Consider the following 20,805-nt stretch of genomic DNA (forward strand, 5'->3'; position numbering starts at 1 on the left):
CCTTTTTCCGTGATTTGTCATTAAAGCTGTTTAAACTCCAAGGAAGATGCCCATGGCAAAGATCCGCTACGCACTGATGCTGGCTTCCCTGCTGGCGCTGCAATCCACCCACGCACTGGCGCTGGACAAGACCACCGGTCACCCCATCGTCACCATTACCGGCCTGATCTCGGAAAAGAACAGCGGTGCGGATGCGCAATTTGACGCAGCCATGCTGGACAAGCTACCGCAGGTAAAAATGACAGTGCCCACCCCGTGGTATAAAGAAGAGCAGACTTTTGAAGGGCCGCTGTTCCGCGATGTGCTCAAGGCAGCCGGCAGCAAGGGCAGCAAGCTGTATGTGGTGGCGCTGAATGATTACGCTGCTGAAATTCCGCTGGCTGATCTGGAAAAATACGACGTGATCCTGGCTCGCAAGGTCAACGGCAAGGTGCTGACCGTACGCGACAAGGGCCCGCTGTTCGTGATGTACCCCTTCGACAAGAAGCCGGAACTGCGCACCAAGGAAATCTATTCCCGCTGTGTGTGGCAGGTTAACCGCATCCGCGTTGAATAAACCCCGTATCGGACATCGCCTGTGACTTTGTTTTCGCGCAAGACGCCGGTTCGCAATCAGGTCTGGCTGCTGGGCATCCTGCTGGTGGCTGCCCTGCTGGTAGTGGGCATGCTGTATCAGCGCCAGCAGTCGGAAATGAAGCGTTTTGCCGAACAGGGCCAGGACAATGTGGTGTGGGTGTACTCCCAGCTGGGCATCGACTACTACCGCACGCTAGGCGCAGCCAAGGTGGCCGAGGCCACCGGCAAGACCGCCGACCTGGACGAACTGCAACTGCGCTACAACATCCTGGTGTCGCGCATCAACCTGCTGCGCGAATACCGTTTCGCCGCGCTGTTTCCCAACAGCAGCTGGTATCAGCAGCAAATCGGCGCACTGGTCAGGCTGATCGCCCAGACCGACAAACAGCTCAATGCCGGCGATGGTTATTTCGATCGCCCCCAGGCCGTCGCCCTGTTGCAGCGACTGGACGGCGTGGCCGACAACGTGCGCGAGCTGACGGTGGGTGCCAACACCCGCCTGACCGATGCGGCCAATCTCAGCAACCAGAGCCTGCAGGACATCAACACCACGGTTGCCATCACCGCGGCCTTGCTGATGCTGGTGGCAGTGCTGATTGCCGTACTGGCCTGGCGCAACCTGCGGCATAGCGAACACCGCCGCGAACAGGCCGAGGCGCTGAGCCGCAGGCTGGACCGCGCACTGGAACTGGCGGAAGCGGCCAATGTGGCCAAGGGGGCCTTCCTGGCCAACATGAGCCATGAAATCCGCACCCCGATGAACGGCATCATCGGCATGACCGAGCTGACACTGGATACCGAACTGAATGCCGAACAGCGCGAATATCTGGAAGTGGTGAAGTCATCAGCAGATGCGCTGCTCACCATCATCAACGACATTCTGGACTTCTCCAAGATCGATGCCGGCAAGATGGTGCTCGAATCGCTGCCCTTCTCGCTACGCAGCCTGATCAGCCAGACCAGCTACCCCTTTGCCCTGAAAGCGGAAGAACGCGACCTGGAAGTCATCTGCCAGATTTCCCCGGAACTGCCGGACCGCGTCATCAGCGACCCGTCCCGCCTGCGCCAGGTGCTGAACAATCTGCTGGGCAATGCGGTGAAGTTCACCAAGCAGGGCGAAATCGTGCTCAGCGTCACCGGCCAGCAACAAACAGCCAGCCGCTACCTGATGACTTTTTCGGTTCGCGATACCGGTATTGGCATTGCCCCGGAAAAGCAGCGTGTCATCTTTGACGCCTTTGCCCAGGCCGACAACAGCACCACCCGCCGCTATGGCGGCACCGGGCTGGGCCTGTCCATCACCCAGAAACTGGTGGGGCTGCTGGGCGGTGAAATCCATGTATCCAGCGTACCGGAGCAAGGCTCGGAATTTGTTTTCACCATTCCGCTGGAGCTGGCAGCCGAGCAAGCCCCGGCCAGCACCCCGGCACAACTGGCCGGCCTGCGCGTGCTGGTATGCGATGACAACCCCACCAACCGCAGCTGGCTGGCGGCCCTGCTGAAAAACTGGGACATGCAGGCCACGCTGGCCGAGGACGGCTTTGCCGCCCTTGCCATCCTGCAGCAACAGTCCTTCGACCTTATCCTGCTGGATGGCCACATGCCGGGCATGTCCGGCTTCGATGTGGCACGCCAGCTGCAACAACAAGGCTGCCAGGCCGACATCATCATGCTCACCTCTTCCGGCGAGCGTGGCGATGGCCGCCGCTGCCAGGAACTGGGCATTGGCGGTTATCTGACCAAGCCGGTGCCACAGGAAGAACTGCTGGCCACCATCTGCCAGCTGCGCGGCGAACCAGCCGACAACAGCACCCAGCTGGTCACCCGCTACAGCGTGCGGGAAGTCAAACAGCAGCTGCATGTGCTGCTGGTGGAGGACAACGAAGTCAACCAGAAACTGGCACTGGCCATTCTCAGCCGCCGCGGCTGCACCGCCAGCGTGGCAGGTCACGGTGCCGAGGCGCTGGAACAGCTGCAAGCACACAGCTTCGACCTGGTGTTGATGGACATGCAGATGCCGGTGATGGACGGTCTGGAAGCCACCCGCGCATTACGCCAGCGCGAAGCCGCACAGCAACTGCCGCGCCTGCCGGTAATTGCCATGACCGCCAATGCCATGACCGGCGACCGGGAACGCTGCCTGGCTGCCGGCATGGATGGCTACGTCAGCAAGCCGGTGGATGCCCAGCGCCTGTTCGAGGAAATAGAACGGGTACTGAGTGGCGAGGGCACCCTGCCCCAGCATGCGGCCCCGCAGGCCGAGGCCGCCTCCAGCGGCCAGCTGGACTACCAGAAAACCCTGGAAAACTGTGATGGTGATCAGGAATTCCTGCTCACCCTGCTGCAAACCTTTGTGCGCGATGCCCAGTTGCGACTGGAAAAACTGCAGCAGGCTGTCAGCCAGCAACGCATGACCGATATCGCCATGTTCTCCCATGCGCTGCGCGGGGCGGCGCTGTCGATTGGTGCGGCACCGTTTGCGGCCCTGTGTTACCGCATTGAATCCGCCGCCCAGCAGCAATCCGCAGCCGAACTGGAGCAATTGCTGCCCCAGTTGCTGGATTGCCATCAGGCCCTGCTGGTGGAAATCCACCCGTACCTGCCGCCGCAAGACGCCACAACTGGCTGACCACAGCAGGCCGATCAGGACAGGCCGATCAGGACTGGCCAATCAGGGCAGCCAGCGCGCCAGCGGTGTCAGGTCCAGATGCTGCTCCAGCATGTCGGCCAGCCGCTCGATATGCGCCTCGCGGATGGCCGGGTAGTCCAGCGGCTGCGGCGCAGCCAGCCCGGCCCATTGCAACAGCGCGGCCAGGCTTGCCGGTTGATCGAACACCCCGTGCAGATAGGTGGCCAGAATCTGGCCATCGGCGCTGATGGCCCCGTCGCAGCGGCCATCCTCCAGCCGCACCGCAGGCTGCGCCAGTGCCGCACCGGTACTGACCCCCATGTGGATTTCATAGCCGCTCACCGCTGCCGCACCCAGCGTCAGCTGGCCGTTCACCCGCGTCAGCTGCTTGTGCGTGGCCAGCGTGGTTTCCATCTCCAGCCAGCCCAGGCCGTCACTGCTGCCCGCCTCGCCTTCCAGCCCCAGTGGGTCGTGCAGCTGCTGGCCCAGCATCTGCAGACCGCCACAAATGCCGATCAACTTGCCGCCATAGCGCAGGTGGCGGGCAATGGCAGCCTCCCAGCCTGCTGCGCGCAAGCTGGCCAGATCAGCCCGCACACTCTTGCTGCCGGGCAGGATGATCAGGTCGGCAGGCGGCAGCGGCTGTCCGGGCTTGACCAGCAACAGCTCCACTTGCGGGTGCAGGCGCAGCGGATCGAAATCGGTGTGATTACTGATGCGCGGCAACACCGGCACCACCACGCGCAGCGTTTGCTGCGGCGCATGTTCGCCTTGCGGACGATTGAGCGCCAGGCTGTCTTCCGCCTCGATATGCAGACCATTCAGATACGGCAGCACGCCCAGCACCGGCTTGCCGGTGCGCTGTTCCACCCACTCCACGCCGGACTGCAACAGCGCCGGGTCGCCACGGAAGCGGTTGATCACCAGCCCCACCACCCGCGCGCGTTCGCTGTCGGACAGCAATTCCAGCGTGCCCACCAGATGGGCGAACACGCCGCCGCGCTCGATATCCGCCACCAGCACCACCGGGCAGTCCACTGCCTCGGCAAAGCCCATATTGGCGATATCTCCCTCGCGCAGATTGATTTCCGCCGGGCTGCCCGCCCCTTCCACCACGATGCACTGGTATTGCGTGGCCAGCCGGGCGTGCGACTGCAACACCGCCTGCATCGCCACCGGCTTGTAAGCGTGGTAGGACACCGCGTCCATATTGCCCACCGCCCGCCCCTGGATGATGAGCTGGGAACCGGTATTGCTATTGGGCTTGAGCAGCACCGGGTTCATGTCGGTATGCGGCTCCACGCCGCAGGCCAGCGCCTGCACCGCTTGCGAGCGGCCAATCTCGCCGCCATCCACCGTCACCGCACTGTTGAGCGCCATGTTCTGCGGCTTGAACGGGGCCACGCGCAGCCCGCGCCGGGCCAGCAAACGGCAGAAGCCGGTGGCGAAAGTGCTCTTGCCGGCATCCGAAGTGGTGCCCTGAATCATGATGGTTTTGGCAGACATGCTGTTCTCCGGCGCGCATTTTTTCGGGAAGCCCCCTAAAATGACGCTTTTTTCGACCATGGACAGCCAGCCATGCAGCTGTCCTGAAGCCGGCGATTATATAGGCGAGTGATGTGATTTCAGCTGTTTTTCTGTTTTTGGCCGTGGTGCTGGACCGCCTGCTGGGTGAGCCACGGCGCTGGCATCCGCTGGTGGGTTATGGCTATCTGGTACGCAAGGTGGAGCATGCACTTTACCCGGCCTCCCCCCAGACCGAGCCGGTGTGGCGCATGCGTTTGCGTGGCGTGCTGGGCATCAGCCTGTTGCTGCTGCCATTGACCGGCCTGGCCTGCGGGCTGTCACGTTTACCGTGGATCGGGCAGCTGGTTTCGGTCTTGTTACTGTACCTCGCCATTGGCGCACAGAGCCTGCGTGAGCATGCGCAAGCCGTGCTGGATGCGCTGCGCGCTGGTGACCTGCCGCTGGCCCGCTACAAGGTGTCGATGATCGTCAGCCGCAACACCAGCGAACTGGACGAAACCGCGGTAGCGCGCGCCACCATCGAATCGGTGCTGGAAAACGGCAGCGATGCCATTTTTGCTGCCGTGTTCTGGTTTCTGCTGCTGGGCGCACCGGGCGTGGTGCTGTACCGCGCCGCCAATACCCTGGACGCCATGTGGGGCTACCGCAACGAACGCTTTTTGCACTTTGGCTGGGCCGCCGCCCGCTTTGACGATGTGCTCAACCTGATTCCCGCCCGCCTCACCGCGCTGACTTACATCCTGCTGGGCCATACCCGTCAGGGCTGGCAATGCTGGCGCGCCCAGGCCCCCACCTGGTACAGCCCCAATGCCGGGCCGGTGATGGCCGCCGGTGCTGGTGCGCTGGGTGTGCTGCTGGGCGGTGCCGCCAGCTATCACGGCAAGCTGAAACAGCGCCCCACCCTGGGCCTGCAACGCCCGCCGGTGGCCGAGGACATCGCCCGCGCCATCGCGCTGGTACAGCGCAGCCTGTGGCTGTGGGTGGCGCTGGCTTTGCTGGCTGGCTTGCTCAACTGGAGTTTTTCTCATGCTTGAACACGGTGGCGGCATCCTGCGTGCCGCAGAGCAATACGGCATTGCGGTGAAAAACTGGCTGGACCTGTCCACCGGGCTGAACCCGCAAGGCTGGCCGGTGCCGCCCATCAGCCCGCGCAGCTGGCAGCGCCTGCCAGAACAGGACGACGGGCTGGAACAAGCCGCGGCGGATTACTATGGCAGCCCGCTGCTGCTGCCGGTGGCCGGTTCCCAGCCTGCCATCCAGCTGCTGCCGACGCTGCGCCCGCCCTGCCGGGTGGGCATGCTGCCCTTGTGTTATGCCGAACACCCCTGGCACTGGGAACAGCACGGCCACACGCTAAGCCGTCATGCGCCCGAGGACATCGACACGGCGCTTGATGAACTGGACGTGCTGCTGCTGTGCCACCCCAACAACCCCACCGGCACCACCTTTTCCCGCGGCCGGCTGCAAGACTGGCGTGCCCGGCTGGCCAGCCGCGGCGGCTGGCTGGTCATTGACGAAGCCTTCATGGACGCCACACCGGAACACAGCCTGCTGGGTGATGTCGGCCTGCCGGGGCTGATTATCCTGCGCTCGGTGGGCAAGTTCTTCGGTCTGGCTGGCGCGCGGGTGGGTTTTGTGTTTGCCTGGCCGGCCCTGCTGCAACAGCTGGCCGAAGCCATCGGCCCGTGGAGCATCAACGGCCCGGCGCGTGAAGTGGTGAAACTGGCCTTGCAGGACCACGTCTGGCAGCAAACCATGCGCGGGCAACTGGCCCGCGACAGCCAGCGTTTGCAGCAGCTACTGCAAGACCACGGCCTGACTCCGGCAGGCGGCAGCCGCCTGTTCCAGTGGCTACACGGGGCGTACTGCCCGGCCTTGTTCGACTTTCTGGCGAGCAAAGGCATTCTGGTGCGCCGCTTTGCCGATGGCCCCAGCCTGCGCCTTGGCCTGCCACCCGACGAAGCGGGCTGGCAGCGGCTGGAAACCGCACTTGGTCAATGGGAAAAGCCTTGAAAATCAGTCGGCAGAATTCCCATTTACCCGCTTGTCACGTATCATGCCCGCTTCCATGACGGTGCCCCATCGGGGTGAAACGGGAATGCGGTGAGACACCGCAGCTGCCCCCGCAACTGTAAGCGACGAGTCCGCATCACATGCCACCGGCCCATCCGGGAAGGCGATGCCGGGTAAAGAAGCGCGAGCCAGGAGACCGGCCGTCATACGTGTCGACGCAGGCTGAATCCGGGCGGGGTGTACCGGGGGATTGCACGATGCCGCCCACTGCAGGCGGACAGTGCCCTCGCTTGCGGCGACGTATCGTCTCCGAGGGCATCATGCAAGCAGATCTGCGTTCTTCCTTACCTTACAGCGGCAAGCGCCGCTCCCGTCATTTACTGGTGTTGCTGCCCTTGCTGGCAGCCAACCTGCTGGTATGGGCCTGGGCACTCACCGCCTTTGCCGACCACCCGGCCCAGCTGGGCACCGCTTTGCTGGCTTACCTGCTGGGCTTGCGCCATGCCGTGGATGCCGACCATATCGCCGCCATCGACAACACCGTGCGCAAGCTGATGCAGGAAAACCAGCAACCGCTGTGCGTGGGTTTTTTCTTTTCCATCGGTCATTCCCTGCTGGTGATTGCCGCGGTGGCTGCGGTGGTGTTTGCCACCCGCGCGCTGCAAGACCAGATCAACGGCTTCCGTGAAATCGGCGGGGCCATCAGCACCGGCATTTCCGCCTTTTTCCTGCTGGCGCTGGCCGCAATGAACCTGTCTGCGCTGCGCGGCATCTGGCACAGCTTCCGCCGCGCCCGCGCGGGTGAAGCCGTGTGTGACGAGCAGCTCAACATCCTGCTGGGCAACCGTGGCATGCTGTCGCGCCTGCTGCGGCCCTTGTTCCGCATGGTGAGCAAAAGCTGGCACATGCTGCCCATCGGCCTGCTGTTTGGCCTGGGTTTTGATACCGCCACCGAAATCGGCCTGTTTGCCATTGCCTCCTCGCAAAGCGCGGACGGCATTCCCTTGTGGAACATCATGGTGTTTCCGGTGCTGTTTGCCGCCGGCATGGCGCTGGTGGACACGCTGGACAGCATGCTGATGGTGGAAGTGTACGGCTGGGCCTTCATCAACCCCATCCGCAAGCTGTGGTACAACCTCACCATCACGCTGGTGTCGGTACTGGTGGCCGTGTGCATAGGCGGGCTGGAAACCCTGGGCCTGATTGCCGACAAGCTGAAGCTGAGCGGCGGTGCCTGGGATGTGGTGGCCATGCTCAACGACAATCTGGCCCACTTCGGCTATTTCGTGGTGGCCTTGTTTGCCCTTACCTGGGCGCTGTCCGCCGCCATCTACAAGTGGAAACGTTTTGACACCCTGCCCGGCCAACAGGCTGGGTGATTGCCGCGAGAACCGCATGCGACTGCATTACAAACACGTGCTGATGTGTACCGGCCCGCGCTGTACCGAAAACGGCCAGCAGGCCGAGGCCATGTTCAAGCAACTGGGCCAGGCGATTGACGCCTGCGACGGCCTGAAGGTGAAACGCACCCGCAGCCATTGTTTTGCCGTGTGCAAGGAAGGCCCCATCATGGTGGTTTACCCGGAGGGCGTGTGGTATCGCAAGGTGGATGCCAGTGCAGTACAGCGCATTGTCAGCGAGCACCTGCACGGCGGCACACCAGTGGAACCCCTGATTTTCCATCGCCTGGGCACGGGCGATGTCAGCACGGAAAGCCCGCAATGACGCATGACAATACTGGCGGCATCGTGCTGCTCAGCCATGCCGGCACCGACCTTACCGCGCTGGGCCGCGTCCACTGGCCGCAGGATTTCAGCCCGGTGTCCGGCCTTGCCCTGCAACACATCACCGATGAAAACCAGATGCAGCAGTTGCTGGACGGCCCGCTGGCCAGCGCCCGCATCCTGCTGCTGCGCGTACTGGGCCGGGTGCAGGCCATCCCCGCTTTCGATGCCCTGCGCCAGCAGGCGCTGGCACGGCGACAGGCGCTGATCATCCTCAGCGGCACCGGCGAGCCGGACCCGGAACTGGCCGCCCTCAGCACCGTCCCCCCGGCCATCCAGCAGGACGCCAATGCCTACCTGCAAGCCGGTGGCAGCAGCAATATGGCGCAGCTGATGCGCTATCTGTCCGACCGCCTGTTGCTCACCGGCCACGGCTACCTGCCGCCAGCCGCATTGCCGGAACACGGCCTGTATCACCCGGAACTGTCCGACGGCTGCAGCCTGGATGACTGGTGTGAAATTCGCCAGCCCGGCTGGCCCACGGTGGCCATCAGCTTCTACCGTGCCCACTGGCTGAGCGGCAACACCCGCTTCATCGACATGCTGGTGGACATGCTGGCCGAGCGGCAGATCAACGCGCTGCCGCTGTTTACCTCCTCGCTGCGCAGCCAGGATGAGCAGGGCCTGCCTGCCGCGCTGCAACTGCTGCGCGACCCGCGTGCCGGCCAGCCCTGCGTGCTGATCAACACCACCTCCTTTGCCATGGGCGAAGTGAATGCCGAAGGCGCGACCCAGGCCAGCTGGGCAGTAGAAGCCTTCGAACAGCTGGACATCCCGGTGCTGCAAGCCATCACCAGCAGCATGACCCAGGCGCAGTGGGAAGCATCCGAGCGCGGGTTGAACCCGCTGGACACCGCCATGAATGTGGCGCTGCCGGAATTTGACGGCCGCATCATCGGCGTGCCGGTATCGTTCAAGCCGGAAGACCCGGCCAGCAGCGACTACCAGCCACTGCCGGACCGCATGCGCCGTCTGGCCGGCATTGCCGCCCGGCTGGCGCGGCTCAAGCACACCCCAGCAGCGGACAAGCGGGTAGCCTTTATCTTTACCAACTCCAACAGCAAGGCCTCGCAAGTGGGCAATGCGGTGGGGCTGGATTCCGCCGCCTCGCTGTATACGCTGCTGCAGGCGATGCAGGCCAATGGCTACCGGATGGGCCCGCTGCCGGAGAGCAGCGACGCGCTGATGCACAGCCTGATCGACCGCGGCTGTTACGACACCGACTACCTCAGCGCCGAGCAACTGCGCAATGCCGTGGCCCGCGTGCCGCTGGCGCGTTACCAGACATGGTTTGCCGAACTGCCCGCCCCGCTGCAACAACGCATGCTGGAGCGCTGGGGCCAAGCGCCGGGCAAGGCTTATGTGGATGGCGACCAGCTGGTATTTGCCGGCATGGAGCTGGGCAATGCCTTTGTCGCGCTGCAACCGCCGCGTGGCTATGGCATGGACCCGGACGCCATCTACCACACGCCGGACCTGCCGCCCACCCATCACTACTACGCGTTGTACTGCTGGCTGCGCGACGAATGGCAGGCCGACGCCATTGTCCACGTGGGCAAGCACGGCACGCTGGAATGGCTGCCGGGCAAGGGCGTGGGCGTGTCGGAGCACTGTTTCCCCGACGCGCTGCTGGGCGACATGCCGATGTTCTACCCCTTTATCCTGAACGATCCGGGTGAAGGCTCGCAGGCCAAGCGTCGCGCCCATTCGGTCATCATCGACCACCTGACCCCGCCGATGACCACCGCCGACACCTACGGCCCGCTGGCCCAGCTCACCCAGCTGGTGGACGAGTACTACCAGGTGGAAATGCTGGACCCGAACAAGCTGCCACTGTTGCAGCAGCAAATCTGGGACCTGATCAAGGAAGCAAAGCTGGATAGCGATCTGGCCGCCATGCTGGGACACGATCATCATCACCATGATGAACATGAGCACGACCATGACCATCACGCGCATGATCACCATCATCACGCCCACCACGACCATGACGACCATCACCACGGCCATGATCATGCCCACCCGCATGCGCCCAAGGCAGCGCCAGCGGGCTATCGCCTGAGCCAGCCAGCCAAAGCCGGGAAAGCAACGCCAGCCAAGGCAGCCGGCATGCAGTTCCGCCCGGTAGCCAAGGGCGCAGCGCACAGCCATGGCGCGCATGATCATCACCATCATGACCATGGGCATCATCACCATGGACACGGGCACCATCACCACGACCATGATCATCACGATCACGGCCACGACCATGCCCACGAATGGGATGACACGCTGAACGCCGACGGCGTACCGCTGACGCTGGCCAAAATGGAGGGCGTGGATGTGGCCCACCTGATCGAGGACATCGACGGCTATCTGTGCGAACTGGGCGCAGCGCAAATCCGCGATGGCCTGCACATTCTCGGTCAGGCCCCGCAGGGCGAGGCACTGGTGGACATGCTGTGCGCCCTCACCCGCCTGCCCAACCTGGCTGTACCCAGCTTGCCCGCCAGCGTGGCCGCCGCGTTGGGGGTGGAGTGGGAGGCATTGCAGGACGACAAGGGCCGCCGCCTGGAAAACGTGCCCGCCCCGCTGGAAATGAGCAGCCCGCAACTGCTGCACACCCGCAGCGATGCCATCGACCACATCAACCAGCTGGCCCGCCAGCTGGTTGCCCGCTTGCTGGCCCCGGTCAGCTCGCCGCTGCCCGCCATCATTGCCGCCGTGCTGCCGCAGGCCGGTGACAGCCAGGCCCTGCAACAGGTGCTGGCCTATATCCAGCGCGAACTGCTGCCCAATCTGGCGCGCACCCACGAGGAAATCGACAACCTGCTGCGCGGTCTGGCCGGTGGGTATGTCCCGGCAGGCCCCAGCGGCGCGCCCACCCGTGGCATGGCGCACATCCTGCCTACCGGACGCAATTTCTATTCGGTAGACCCGCGCGGCCTGCCCTCGCAAGCGGCCTGGCAGGTGGGCAGCCAGCTGGCCAATGAAATGCTGGCGCGCCACCGCAAGGAAACCGGCAGCTATCCGGAATCGGTCAGCATCAGCGTATGGGGCACCAGCGCCATGCGCACCCATGGCGACGATATTGCCGAAATCCTCGCCCTGCTGGGCGTGCGTCCGCGCTGGCAGGCCGAAAGCCGCCGTGTGGCCGGTATCGAGGTGATTCCGCTGGCCGAGCTGGGCCGCCCGCGCATTGACGTTACGGTGCGCATCAGCGGCTTTTTCCGCGATGCCTTCCCGCAGCTGATTGCGCTGGTGGACGACGCAGTACAGGCGGTGGCCATGCTGGACGAAGACCCGGCTGACAACTACCTGCGCAAGCATTATCTGGACGATATGCGCCAGCAGTTACTGCAAGCCCTGCCCGACCACGCCGCCGAACCGGCGCTGCTGCGCATCTTCGGTGCCAAGCCCGGCAGCTACGGTGCCGGTATTCTGCCGCTGATCAACGAGCAGAACTGGCAGACCGATGCCGACTTCGCCACCGCCTACCTCAACTGGGGCGGCTATGCCTATGGCCGTCAGGTACAGGGGGCCGATGCGCGCGACGCGCTGCGCCATCGCCTGTCCGGCGTGGAAGTGGCGCTACACAATCAGGACAATCGCGAACACGACATCTTCGACAGCGACGACTACCTGCAGTACCACGGCGGCATGATTGCCACCATCCGCAGCCTGACCGGCCGTCAGCCGCGTGCCTTCTTTGGCGACAGCCATAATCCGGACCAGCCGCAAGTGCGCGGGCTGAAGGAAGAAGTGCTGCGCGTGTTCCGCTCGCGCGTGGCCAACCCCAAGTGGATTGCCAGCATCCAGCAGCACGGCTACAAGGGCGGTCTGGAACTGACTGCCACCGTGGACTACCTGTTCGGCTACGATGCCACCGCCCATGTGGTGGACGACTGGGTATACGAGGAACTGGCCGCCCGCTACGCGCTGGACCCGGCCATGCAGCAGTTTTTTGCCGACAGCAACCCGTGGGCGCTCAATGCCATCAGCGAACGCCTGCTGGAAGCCGCCCAGCGCCAGCTGTGGCAGCAGCCCAGGCCGGAAACCCTGGCCGCGCTGCAACAACTGCATCTGAATAGCGAAGCCATGCTCGAAGCGCGTGGCGAACATCCGCAAGGCCGCTCATGAAACAGATTTATCCGTTTGCCGCCATCGTCGGTCAGGAACAACTGAAGCAGGCGCTGCTGCTGTGCGCGGTGGACCCGAGCATAGGCGGTGTGCTGATCCGTGGTGACAAGGGCAGTGCCAAGAGCACCGCCGCACGCGGGCTGGCGGCCATTTTGCCGCCCATCCGCCGCGTGCCGGGCTGTGCCTTCAACTGCGACCCGGCCTCCCCCTTGCCCGAATGCAGCTGCTGTCAGGGCGAACACGCGGTGGCGGAAGATGCCGCCGTCCCCTTCGTCAACCTGCCGCTGGGTGCCAGCGAAGACCGCGTACTGGGCAGCCTGGACTTTGAACAGGCGCTCAAGCAGGCCCGCCAGGCTTTCAAGCCCGGTCTGCTGGCCAATGCCCACCGCGGCCTGCTGTACATCGACGAAGTGAACCTGCTGGCCGACCATCTGGTGGACGTGCTGCTGGACGTGGCCGCCATGGGCGTCAACACCGTGCAGCGCGAAGGCCTGTCCATCAGCCACCCGGCGCGCATCACCTTGCTGGGCACCATGAACCAGGAAGAAGGCGAGCTGCGCCCGCAACTGCTGGACCGCTTTGGCCTGATGGTGGACGTAAGCGCCCCGCGCGATGCCGCCATCCGCAGCGAGGTGGTACGCCGCCGCCTGGCTTTCGAAGCCGACCCGCAGGCTTTTGCCGCCCGTTGGCAGGCCGATGGCAGCGCGCTGCAGGAGCAGATTCGTCAGGCCCAGGCCATGCTGGCCACGGTAACGGTAAGCGAGCACCTGTTCGACTTCATCAGCCAGCTGTGCTGCGAATTCGAAGTGGCCAGCCTGCGCGCCGACATCGTGCTGCACAAGGCGGCACGGGCACTGGCTGCGCTGGATGCGCGGGCACAGGTCAGTGCCGAAGACATCCGCACTGCCGCCATGCTGGTGCTGCCGCACCGTCGCCGCCGCAAGCCTTTCGAGCAAAGCGGGCTGGATCAGGACAAGCTGGACGAGCTGACGCAGCAAGCGCAAAATCCGCCGCCCACCAGCCCAGCCGATGACACCACCACCACTGAACAACAGCCGGGCGAGCAGCAAGACACGCCCGCTGACGACGAGCAGGACCAGCAGTCACCAGCAGATAACGGCAGCGAACAGGTGTTTGCCGCTCGCGCGCCGCAGGACATCGGCACCATCCGCCTGGCCAGCCACAGCAGCGACAGCGAGGCCAGCGGCCGCCGCAGCACGGTGCTGAATGCACGGCGGGGTCACAGCGTGCGCGCCGTGCCCAATGCCCAACCGCAGGCACTGGCACTGGACGCCACCCTGCGCCATGCCATCCAGCGTAATCCGGCGGAATTTGCCGTCACCCGCGCCGACCTGCACGACAAGGTGCGTACGGCAAAACAGGGCAATCTGATCGTGCTGGTGGTGGATGCCTCCGGCTCCATGGCCGCCCAGCAGCGCATGGAACAGGTAAAGGGCACGGTACTCAGCCTGCTGCAGGACGCCTACCAGCGCCGCGACCAGATTGCCGTCATCGCCTTCCGTGGCCGTCAGGCCGAGCTGGTGCTGCCGCCCACCCGTCAGGTGGAGCAAGCCGAACAGGCGCTGCACGCGCTGCCCACCGGTGGTCGCACCCCGCTGCCGCATGCATTGCAACTGGCCGCCACCACGCTGGGCCGTCAGGGTGCGCAGGGCTTGTCGCCGCTATTGGTAGTGCTGAGCGACGGCCGCGCCAATGTGGCACTGGGCGAAGACCATGCCGACCCGTGGCAGCAAAGCCTGCAACTGGCGGGCGAACTGGCCGACGCCGCCATTCCGGCGCTGGTGCTGGATACCGAACAAGCTTATGTGAAGCTGGGCCGCGCCCGCGAGCTGGCCCAGGCCATGCGGGCGGAATACCTGCCGTGCGAGCAGCTGTCCAGCGAACAACTCACCATCACGATTCAGGCGCGACTGGGCTGATGCCGTCGCGCTGCATAAAGGAACAGACATGATTATCTGCATCGGTGCCGGTCCCGGCGATATCGGCTACCTGCCACGCCGCTCGGCCGAGCTCATTGCCAATGCCGACGTGGTGGCCGGTTTCAATGCCGTCATCGACGTGGTGCGCCCGCTGATTCCGGACAGCGCCCAGGTCATCCAGATGGGTTACCGCGATCAGGTGGCCCAACTGGACGAAGTGGCCAAATTGCACCACGCCGGCAAGAACTGCGTGGTGGTATTCATGGGAGACATCCATTTCAGCGGCTTCCAGTATCTGGAGCGGGTGGAACGCGCCTGTGGCCACCCGGTGGAAACCATGCCCGGTCTGTCCTCGGCCCAGGTGCTGGCCTCGCGTGCCAAGGTGTGTTTTGACGAAACCACCTTCATCACCTTCCACCGCCGTGGCGACCTCACCCCGTTCAAGCGCCATCTGGTGCATGTGCTGCAAGACCAGCGCAATGCCATCGTGATTCCCTGTCCCTGGGACGAGGCGCGCTCCTTCATGCCCTGGCATATCGCCGCCTACCTGCTGGAAAACGGCATTCCGGCCGACCAGCAGGTGGAAGTGTGGGAAAACCTCACCCGTGGCGAAGCCGAATGGCACGGCACGCTGGCCGAGTGCGCCGAACACCGCTGCTCGGACATGAGCATCATGCTGATCCGCACCAAAACGCCGATGGCCAGCCAGATCGAGCCCAGCCATTTGCCCACGCCGGAGCAGGCGCAATGAGCACGCAGGACTACAGCATCGTGCTGGCCGGGCATGGCAGCCGCGACCCGGCCGGTATCGCCGAATTCATGGCACTGGTTGAGCTGATGCGCCAGCGTGCACCGCAGCGCCGCATCTACCACGGCTTTCTGGAATTCGCCACGCCCACCATCGACCAGGCGGTGGCAGAAGCCATTGCCGATGGTGCCAAGACGGTGGTGATGACCCCCGGCGTGCTGCTGGCCGCCACCCATGCCAAGAACGACATGCCCAGCGAACTGCTGGCGCTGCAACAGGAACACCCGGACACCGCCTTCCACTTTGGCGCGGCCATGGACCTGCACCCGCGCCTGCTGGAGCTGTGCCGCCTGCGCATCATCGAGGCCGAGGCACGCTCAACGCGCACCGTAGCGCGTGGCGACAGCTGCCTGGTGGTGGTGGGCCGTGGCACTACCGACCCGGACGCCAACTCGGAAATCGCCAAACTCACCCGCATGCTGGAAGAAGGCATGGGCTTTGGCGCATCCTTTGTCTGCTATTCCGGCACCGCCCGCCCGCTGGTGGCCGACGGGCTGAAAGCGGCCAGCCTGCTGGGCTTTGAGCGCATCGTGGTGCTGCCTTACTTCCTGTTCGATGGCGTGCTGGTCAAACGCATTTACGGCGCGGTGGACGATCTGGCCGCGCGCTGCCCGGATATCGAAGTGTTGGCCGCGCCTTATCTGGGCGTGCACGAACATGTGGCCGAGGTGTTTCTGGAACGCGCACAGGAAGGCGTGGAAGGCCGCGCCAGCATGAACTGCTCGCTGTGCAAATACCGGGTGCAGATCATCGGCTTCGAACAGCAAGTGGGCACGCCGCAACAAGGCCATCACGGCAAGGTGCGCGGCCTGCTGGCCAAGGACAACACCCCGGCCGCCGCCCCCGCCTGGCCACCCTATGTGCCGCACCCCATCGAGGCGGAAAGCATGCGCATCATCCGCGAGGGGCGTGACTGGTCGGCCTTTCCGGCAGAACAGCACACCGCGCTGCACCGGCTGGTGCACACCACCGGCGACTTCAGCAGCGTGGACGAGCTGTTTTTCTCCCCCGGCGCAGCCGCCATCGGCATGCGCGCCCTGCTGCGCTGCCGCCGCATCGTCACCGATGTCACCATGGTGGAAACCGGCCTCAAGCGCGCGGTACTGCAACAGCTGGAAGTGGAAACCTGGTGCGGCGTGCACGACCCGGAAACCTATCTGCTGGCCGAGGCCCACGGCCTCACCCGCTCTGCTGCCGGCATCCGCCGCGCCTGGGAAAAGTTTGGCAATGACGTGATCGTCGCCATTGGCGACGCACCCACTGCCATCATGGAACTGGTACGGCTGGTGCGCGAACACGGCTGGCGGCCACAACTGGTGGTAGGACTGCCGGTGGGCTTTGTCGGCACCCGCGAATGCAAGGACGCGCTGCGCGGCCTGCTGCAAGTGCCACGCATCACCAATAGCGGCACCCGTGGCGGCTCGCCGTGGGCAGCCACCATCGTCAATGCGCTGATGATTGACGCCATCGGCCATGTTTACCAGCAGCAACAGGCAGCACAAGAGGCATGACCCACGAACGGCGCGTCCCCTACGACCTGACGGTGCCGGCCCCCAACGGCCTGCGCCGCGGTCGCACCACCGGCAGCTGTGCCACCGCCGCGGTAAAAGCCGCGCTGGCCTGCCTGCTGGACGGGGTGCGCGCCAGCGAAGTGGACATCAGCCTGCCCGACCCGGACTACTACCTCAGCGTGCCGATACAGGCGGTGGACCTGCTGGATGAACACACCGCGCGCGCCGAAGTACTGAAAGACGGTGGCGACGACCCGGACAACACGCACGGTGCCACCATCTTTGCCGAGGTAAGGTGCAATGGCAGCGGCCAGCTGCGTTTTATCGCCGGCGAAGGCGTGGGCACGGTCACCCTGCCCGGCCTGCGCATTCCTCCGGGCGAACCGGCCATCAACCCGGTACCACGGCAGATGATGCAGTGGGCGGTGGCCGAGGTGCTGGCCGGCCGTGCCGACCCCGGTTTTGACCTGGCCATAGGCTGTGTGGAAGGCGGGCGTATTGCCAAGCGCACCTTCAATCCGATGCTGGGCATCGTCGGCGGCATTTCCATCCTGGGCACCAGCGGCATTGTCGAGCCGATGTCACTGGCAGCCTGGATGGCTTCCATCGAGGTGTATATCCGCGTGGCGCTGGGCGATCTGCCTGCCGCCATCGCCTTCACCCCCGGCAAGATAGGCCGAGGCTACGCCGCCGACGTACTGGGCCTGCCGAAAAAGCAGGTGGTGCAGATTGCCAACTTTGTCGGCAGCTCGCTGGAACAGGCCGAAACCATCCTGCAGGAACAAGGCCGGGTGCTGGACACGCTGTGGGTGCTGGGCCACCCCGGCAAGCTGGCCAAGCTGCTGGACCCCACGGTATGGGACACCCACTCCGGCAAAAGCGGCATGGCCATGGGCGATGTGGCACAACTGGCGCAGGAACTGGGCCTGAGCGCGGCGCTGGTACAGGCCATCCGCCAGGCCAATACGGTGGAAAACATCGTGCAGATATTGCAAGGCCATCCGCAGGCGCAAGCCTTCTGGATGGAGATAGAACAGCGGGTATCCACCCGCATGCACAGCCGACTGCCCAGCGCCCGCCGCGTGGCAGTGCGGCTGTTCAGCATGGACGGCACGCCGCTGGGCGCAGCCGCCGGAGACACACATGAGTGAACTGGGACATTTCATTGGCGTGGGCGTAGGCCCGGGCCAGGCCGGGCTGATACCGGTGGCTGCGCTGCAGGCATTGCAGCAGGCCGACATCATCTACCTGCCGCGCGCACGTGGCAGCGAGCAATCGGTGGCACAGCAATGTCTGGCCGGCCTGCCCGTCGACGCCAGCAAATTCCGTGACGTGGAATTCATCATGGACCCGGACCGCAGCCTGCTGGCAGACCACTACGCCGCGCTGGCCGCCAGCGTGGCCGCCGAACTGGAGCAAGGCCGCAACGTCGCCTATCTCACCATCGGCGACAGCATGACCTACTCCACCTACGGCTACCTGCTGGCCGCGCTGCGCGAACGCCTGCCCGGCCTTGCCCACACCACCTTTCCCGGTGTCACCAGCTTTGCCGCCACCGCCTCGGCGCTGTCCTGGCCGCTGGGTGAAGGCAAGGAACGCATGCTGATTCTGCCCTGCCCGGACGACATGGCCGCGCTGGAAGCGGACATCGCCAGCCACGACATCGTGGTGCTGATGAAAATCGGCCAGCGTCTGCCGGACGTGCTGGCCCTGCTGTCGCGGCTGGGTATTGCCCAGCATTGTGCCTTTGCCCGCCGCATCGGCCTGAGCGATGAAATCCTGTGTCCGGATGTCAGCCAGCTGGACGCCTCGGCCAGCGGTTACCTGGCCACCATGCTGATCCGCCGTCAGGCGAGAGAGAAACGTCATTCATGAAAGTCTATTTCATTGGTGCCGGCCCCGGTGCCGCCGACCTGATCACCCTGCGCGGCGCGCGCCTGTTGGGTAGCTGCGGCATGGTGCTGTATGCCGGTTCGCTGGTGCCCACCGACATGCTGCAGCATTGCAGTGAAGGTGCCGAAATCCTCGACACCGCCGAACTGTCGCTGGACCAGCAGGAAGACTGCTACCGCCGCGCCCAGGCCGCCAATATCGACGTAGCGCGGTTGCACTCCGGCGACCCGGCCATCTACGGCGCCACCGCCGAGCAAATGCGCCGGCTGGAAGCCTTGGGTATTGAATACGAAATCGTCCCCGGCGTGTCGTCCTTCACCGCCGCCGCAGCCGCACTGGGCAGCGAGCTGACCCGCCCGGCCATCTCGCAGTCCATCATCCTCACCCGCGTCTCCGGCCGCGCCAGCGCGGTGCCGGAGCTGGAATCCATCGCCCGCTTTGCCGAACACCAGGCCACCATGTGCATCTTCCTGTCCGGCCAGCGGCTGAAATACACCGTGGCCGACCTGCTGCTGCACTACCCGCCGGACACTCCGGTGGCACTGGTGCGCCGCGCCAGCTGGCCAGACCAGTCCATCCACCGCAGCACGCTGGGCAAGCTGCTGGAAGAGGTCAAACAGAAAGACTGGCTGCTCACCACCCTGCTGCTGGTAGGTGCGGCGTTGTCACGCGAAGGCGGGGTGGAATCCAGCCTGTACGCTGCTGGTTTCACGCATATTTTCCGCGATGGCACCGACCGCAAAACCCCGCGCCCGAGCAAGCGCAAGCCGGAACTGGCAGCACAATCGGAACAGGACCCGGAGCAGCAAACCTCGTGAGCCACACCGCCATCTGGACCGTGCGCGAATCGGCGCTGCCGCTGGCGCGGCAACTGGCCCGCGCGCTGGACGCCCCCCTCTACCAGCCCTGGCAACAGCCGGATGACAACGCGCGCCAGCAATTTGCTGCTGTCTTCCACCAGCACCGCCAATGGGTATTGCTGATGGCCAGCGGCATTGCCGTGCGCTATCTGGATGGCCTGCCACAAAGCAAACTTACCGACCCGGCCGTGGTGGTGCTGGACGAAGCCGCGCGCTTTGCCATCCCGCTGCTGTCCGGCCACGAAGGCGGGGCCAATGCGCTGGCCTACCACGTCGCCCGCCTGACTGGAGCCACCCCGGCCATCACCACGGCAACCGAAGCGCTGAAGCCGCTGACGCTGGGCATAGGCTGCCGCCGTGGCAAGAGCGCCGACGCCATCGAACAGGCGGTGTTGCAGGCACTGGCCGGACGCAGCCTCAGTGACGTGCGCGAGGTGGCCACCATCGACCTCAAGGCCGATGAGCTGGGCCTGCTGGAATTCTGCGCCCGTCACGCGCTGCCCTTGCGGGTGATTGCCCGTGCCGACGTGGCCGCCCGCGGCTGGACCGGCCAGCCATCCGCCTGGGTGCAGCAGAACGTGGGGGTGGACGGGGTGTGCGAACCCTGCGCGCTGATTGCCAGCCCGCGCGGGCGGTTGCTGGTGCCAAAGATGGCGCGTGAAGGGGTGACGGTGGCGGTGGTGGAGGATGGGTTTGCTGATTTTGGTGCAGGTGAATGAGGGTTTTTGTATCCGCTCACGCGGATAGTGATTTACATGCCGCTTCCGCGCGGCGGACGGGAAAGAGGGCTTGCCTGGCCAAGCCCTCCTTCACCTCCAAGGCCACCCCACAAGCATGGCCTGCGGCTGCCCGACAGGCCCCGTCCGGTGCGAGGCGCGCCTGAACTCGCGATTTGCTAACGTCAAATCGCTCAGACATTGCAGGCGCTTAAGACCTCGCCCCGGCCACCCGTCGGCATGCTTGATGGGGCCAAGGGTGGCGTCGGCACGGTGGTTCTCTGATCAGAAACACCTGTCGGAGCCGCCCCAGTCCCGTCAGCGCGAGCCGACTCAGTCGTGGCGCTCAGGGTCTTAAGCGGTCGGCTGTCCGAAGCGGTGCGACGGTAGCGCGCCGCAAGTTCCGGCCGCGCCCTGAGCGGTGCGGCT

At 64.8% G+C, this 20,805-nt stretch carries 15 protein-coding genes and 1 riboswitch; of the genes, 14 read left to right on the forward strand and 1 reads right to left on the reverse strand.

From position 1 onward, the window contains the following. The first annotated feature begins 52 nt into the window (after positions 1-52). Positions 53-556 (forward strand): molybdopterin-dependent oxidoreductase, encoded by a 504-nt coding sequence (locus ACE3SE_RS13100; protein WP_062787153.1) that lies wholly within the window; start codon positions 53-55, stop codon positions 554-556. Positions 557-577: 21 nt separating this feature from the next. After that, positions 578-3,205 carry a response regulator gene (locus ACE3SE_RS13105; RefSeq protein ID WP_374555860.1) on the forward strand — a complete coding sequence of 876 codons (2,628 nt, stop codon included), beginning with the start codon at positions 578-580 and terminating at the stop codon, positions 3,203-3,205. Positions 3,206-3,247: 42 nt separating this feature from the next. On the opposite strand, the gene ACE3SE_RS13110 is transcribed toward ACE3SE_RS13105, so the two are convergent. Further along, complete coding sequence (locus tag ACE3SE_RS13110; protein WP_131359514.1) at positions 3,248-4,711, reverse strand: cobyric acid synthase; 1,464 nt, start codon at positions 4,709-4,711, stop codon at positions 3,248-3,250. Positions 4,712-4,824: 113 nt separating this feature from the next. On the opposite strand from ACE3SE_RS13110, the gene cbiB reads away from it, so the two are divergent. The 12 genes from cbiB (at position 4,825) to ACE3SE_RS13170 (ending at position 20,379) form a co-directional block, all read left to right on the forward strand. Further along, a complete protein-coding gene (gene cbiB / locus ACE3SE_RS13115; protein ID WP_374555862.1) occupies positions 4,825-5,766 on the forward strand; it encodes an adenosylcobinamide-phosphate synthase CbiB in 942 nt (313 codons plus the stop codon). Continuing rightward, positions 5,759-6,745 carry a threonine-phosphate decarboxylase CobD gene (cobD, locus tag ACE3SE_RS13120; protein WP_374555864.1) on the forward strand — a complete coding sequence of 329 codons (987 nt, stop codon included), beginning with the start codon at positions 5,759-5,761 and terminating at the stop codon, positions 6,743-6,745. The genes cbiB and cobD overlap by 8 nt, the downstream gene beginning before the upstream one ends. Positions 6,746-6,787: 42 nt before the next feature. After that, a riboswitch (cobalamin riboswitch) is annotated at positions 6,788-6,964 on the forward strand. A gap of 101 nt (positions 6,965-7,065) precedes the next feature. Beyond that, a complete protein-coding gene (locus tag ACE3SE_RS13125; protein WP_045848307.1) occupies positions 7,066-8,124 on the forward strand; it encodes a HoxN/HupN/NixA family nickel/cobalt transporter in 1,059 nt (352 codons plus the stop codon). Between the two features lie 16 nt (positions 8,125-8,140). Next, positions 8,141-8,470, forward strand: coding sequence for a (2Fe-2S) ferredoxin domain-containing protein (locus ACE3SE_RS13130; RefSeq protein WP_374555867.1), 330 nt, complete (start codon positions 8,141-8,143; stop codon positions 8,468-8,470). After that, a complete protein-coding gene (locus ACE3SE_RS13135; RefSeq protein ID WP_374555869.1) occupies positions 8,467-12,648 on the forward strand; it encodes a cobaltochelatase subunit CobN in 4,182 nt (1,393 codons plus the stop codon). Before ACE3SE_RS13130 ends, ACE3SE_RS13135 begins: the two co-directional genes overlap by 4 nt. Further along, positions 12,645-14,588 (forward strand): putative cobaltochelatase, encoded by a 1,944-nt coding sequence (locus tag ACE3SE_RS13140; RefSeq protein ID WP_374555871.1) that lies wholly within the window; start codon positions 12,645-12,647, stop codon positions 14,586-14,588. Before ACE3SE_RS13135 ends, ACE3SE_RS13140 begins: the two co-directional genes overlap by 4 nt. A 10-nt stretch (positions 14,589-14,598) precedes the next feature. Continuing rightward, positions 14,599-15,339, forward strand: coding sequence for a cobalt-precorrin-7 (C(5))-methyltransferase (locus tag ACE3SE_RS13145; RefSeq protein ID WP_374555883.1), 741 nt, complete (start codon positions 14,599-14,601; stop codon positions 15,337-15,339). Then, positions 15,336-16,907: a precorrin-8X methylmutase gene (locus ACE3SE_RS13150; protein WP_374555873.1), complete on the forward strand. Its 1,572-nt coding sequence runs from the start codon at positions 15,336-15,338 to the stop codon at positions 16,905-16,907. The genes ACE3SE_RS13145 and ACE3SE_RS13150 overlap by 4 nt, the downstream gene beginning before the upstream one ends. After that, entirely contained in the window at positions 16,904-18,058 is a 1,155-nt protein-coding gene (cbiD, locus tag ACE3SE_RS13155) for a cobalt-precorrin-5B (C(1))-methyltransferase CbiD (RefSeq protein WP_374555875.1), read from the forward strand. Before ACE3SE_RS13150 ends, cbiD begins: the two co-directional genes overlap by 4 nt. After that, entirely contained in the window at positions 18,051-18,782 is a 732-nt protein-coding gene (cobI, locus tag ACE3SE_RS13160; protein WP_374555877.1) for a precorrin-2 C(20)-methyltransferase, read from the forward strand. The genes cbiD and cobI overlap by 8 nt, the downstream gene beginning before the upstream one ends. Next, positions 18,779-19,618, forward strand: coding sequence for a precorrin-4 C(11)-methyltransferase (cobM, locus tag ACE3SE_RS13165; RefSeq protein ID WP_374555879.1), 840 nt, complete (start codon positions 18,779-18,781; stop codon positions 19,616-19,618). The genes cobI and cobM overlap by 4 nt, the downstream gene beginning before the upstream one ends. Further along, positions 19,615-20,379 (forward strand): cobalamin biosynthesis protein, encoded by a 765-nt coding sequence (locus tag ACE3SE_RS13170; RefSeq protein ID WP_374555881.1) that lies wholly within the window; start codon positions 19,615-19,617, stop codon positions 20,377-20,379. Before cobM ends, ACE3SE_RS13170 begins: the two co-directional genes overlap by 4 nt. Positions 20,380-20,805 lie beyond the last annotated feature (426 nt).

Origin of the sequence: Aquitalea pelogenes (assembly GCF_041914625.1) — a bacterium.
Taxonomy (GTDB): domain Bacteria; phylum Pseudomonadota; class Gammaproteobacteria; order Burkholderiales; family Chromobacteriaceae; genus Aquitalea; species Aquitalea pelogenes.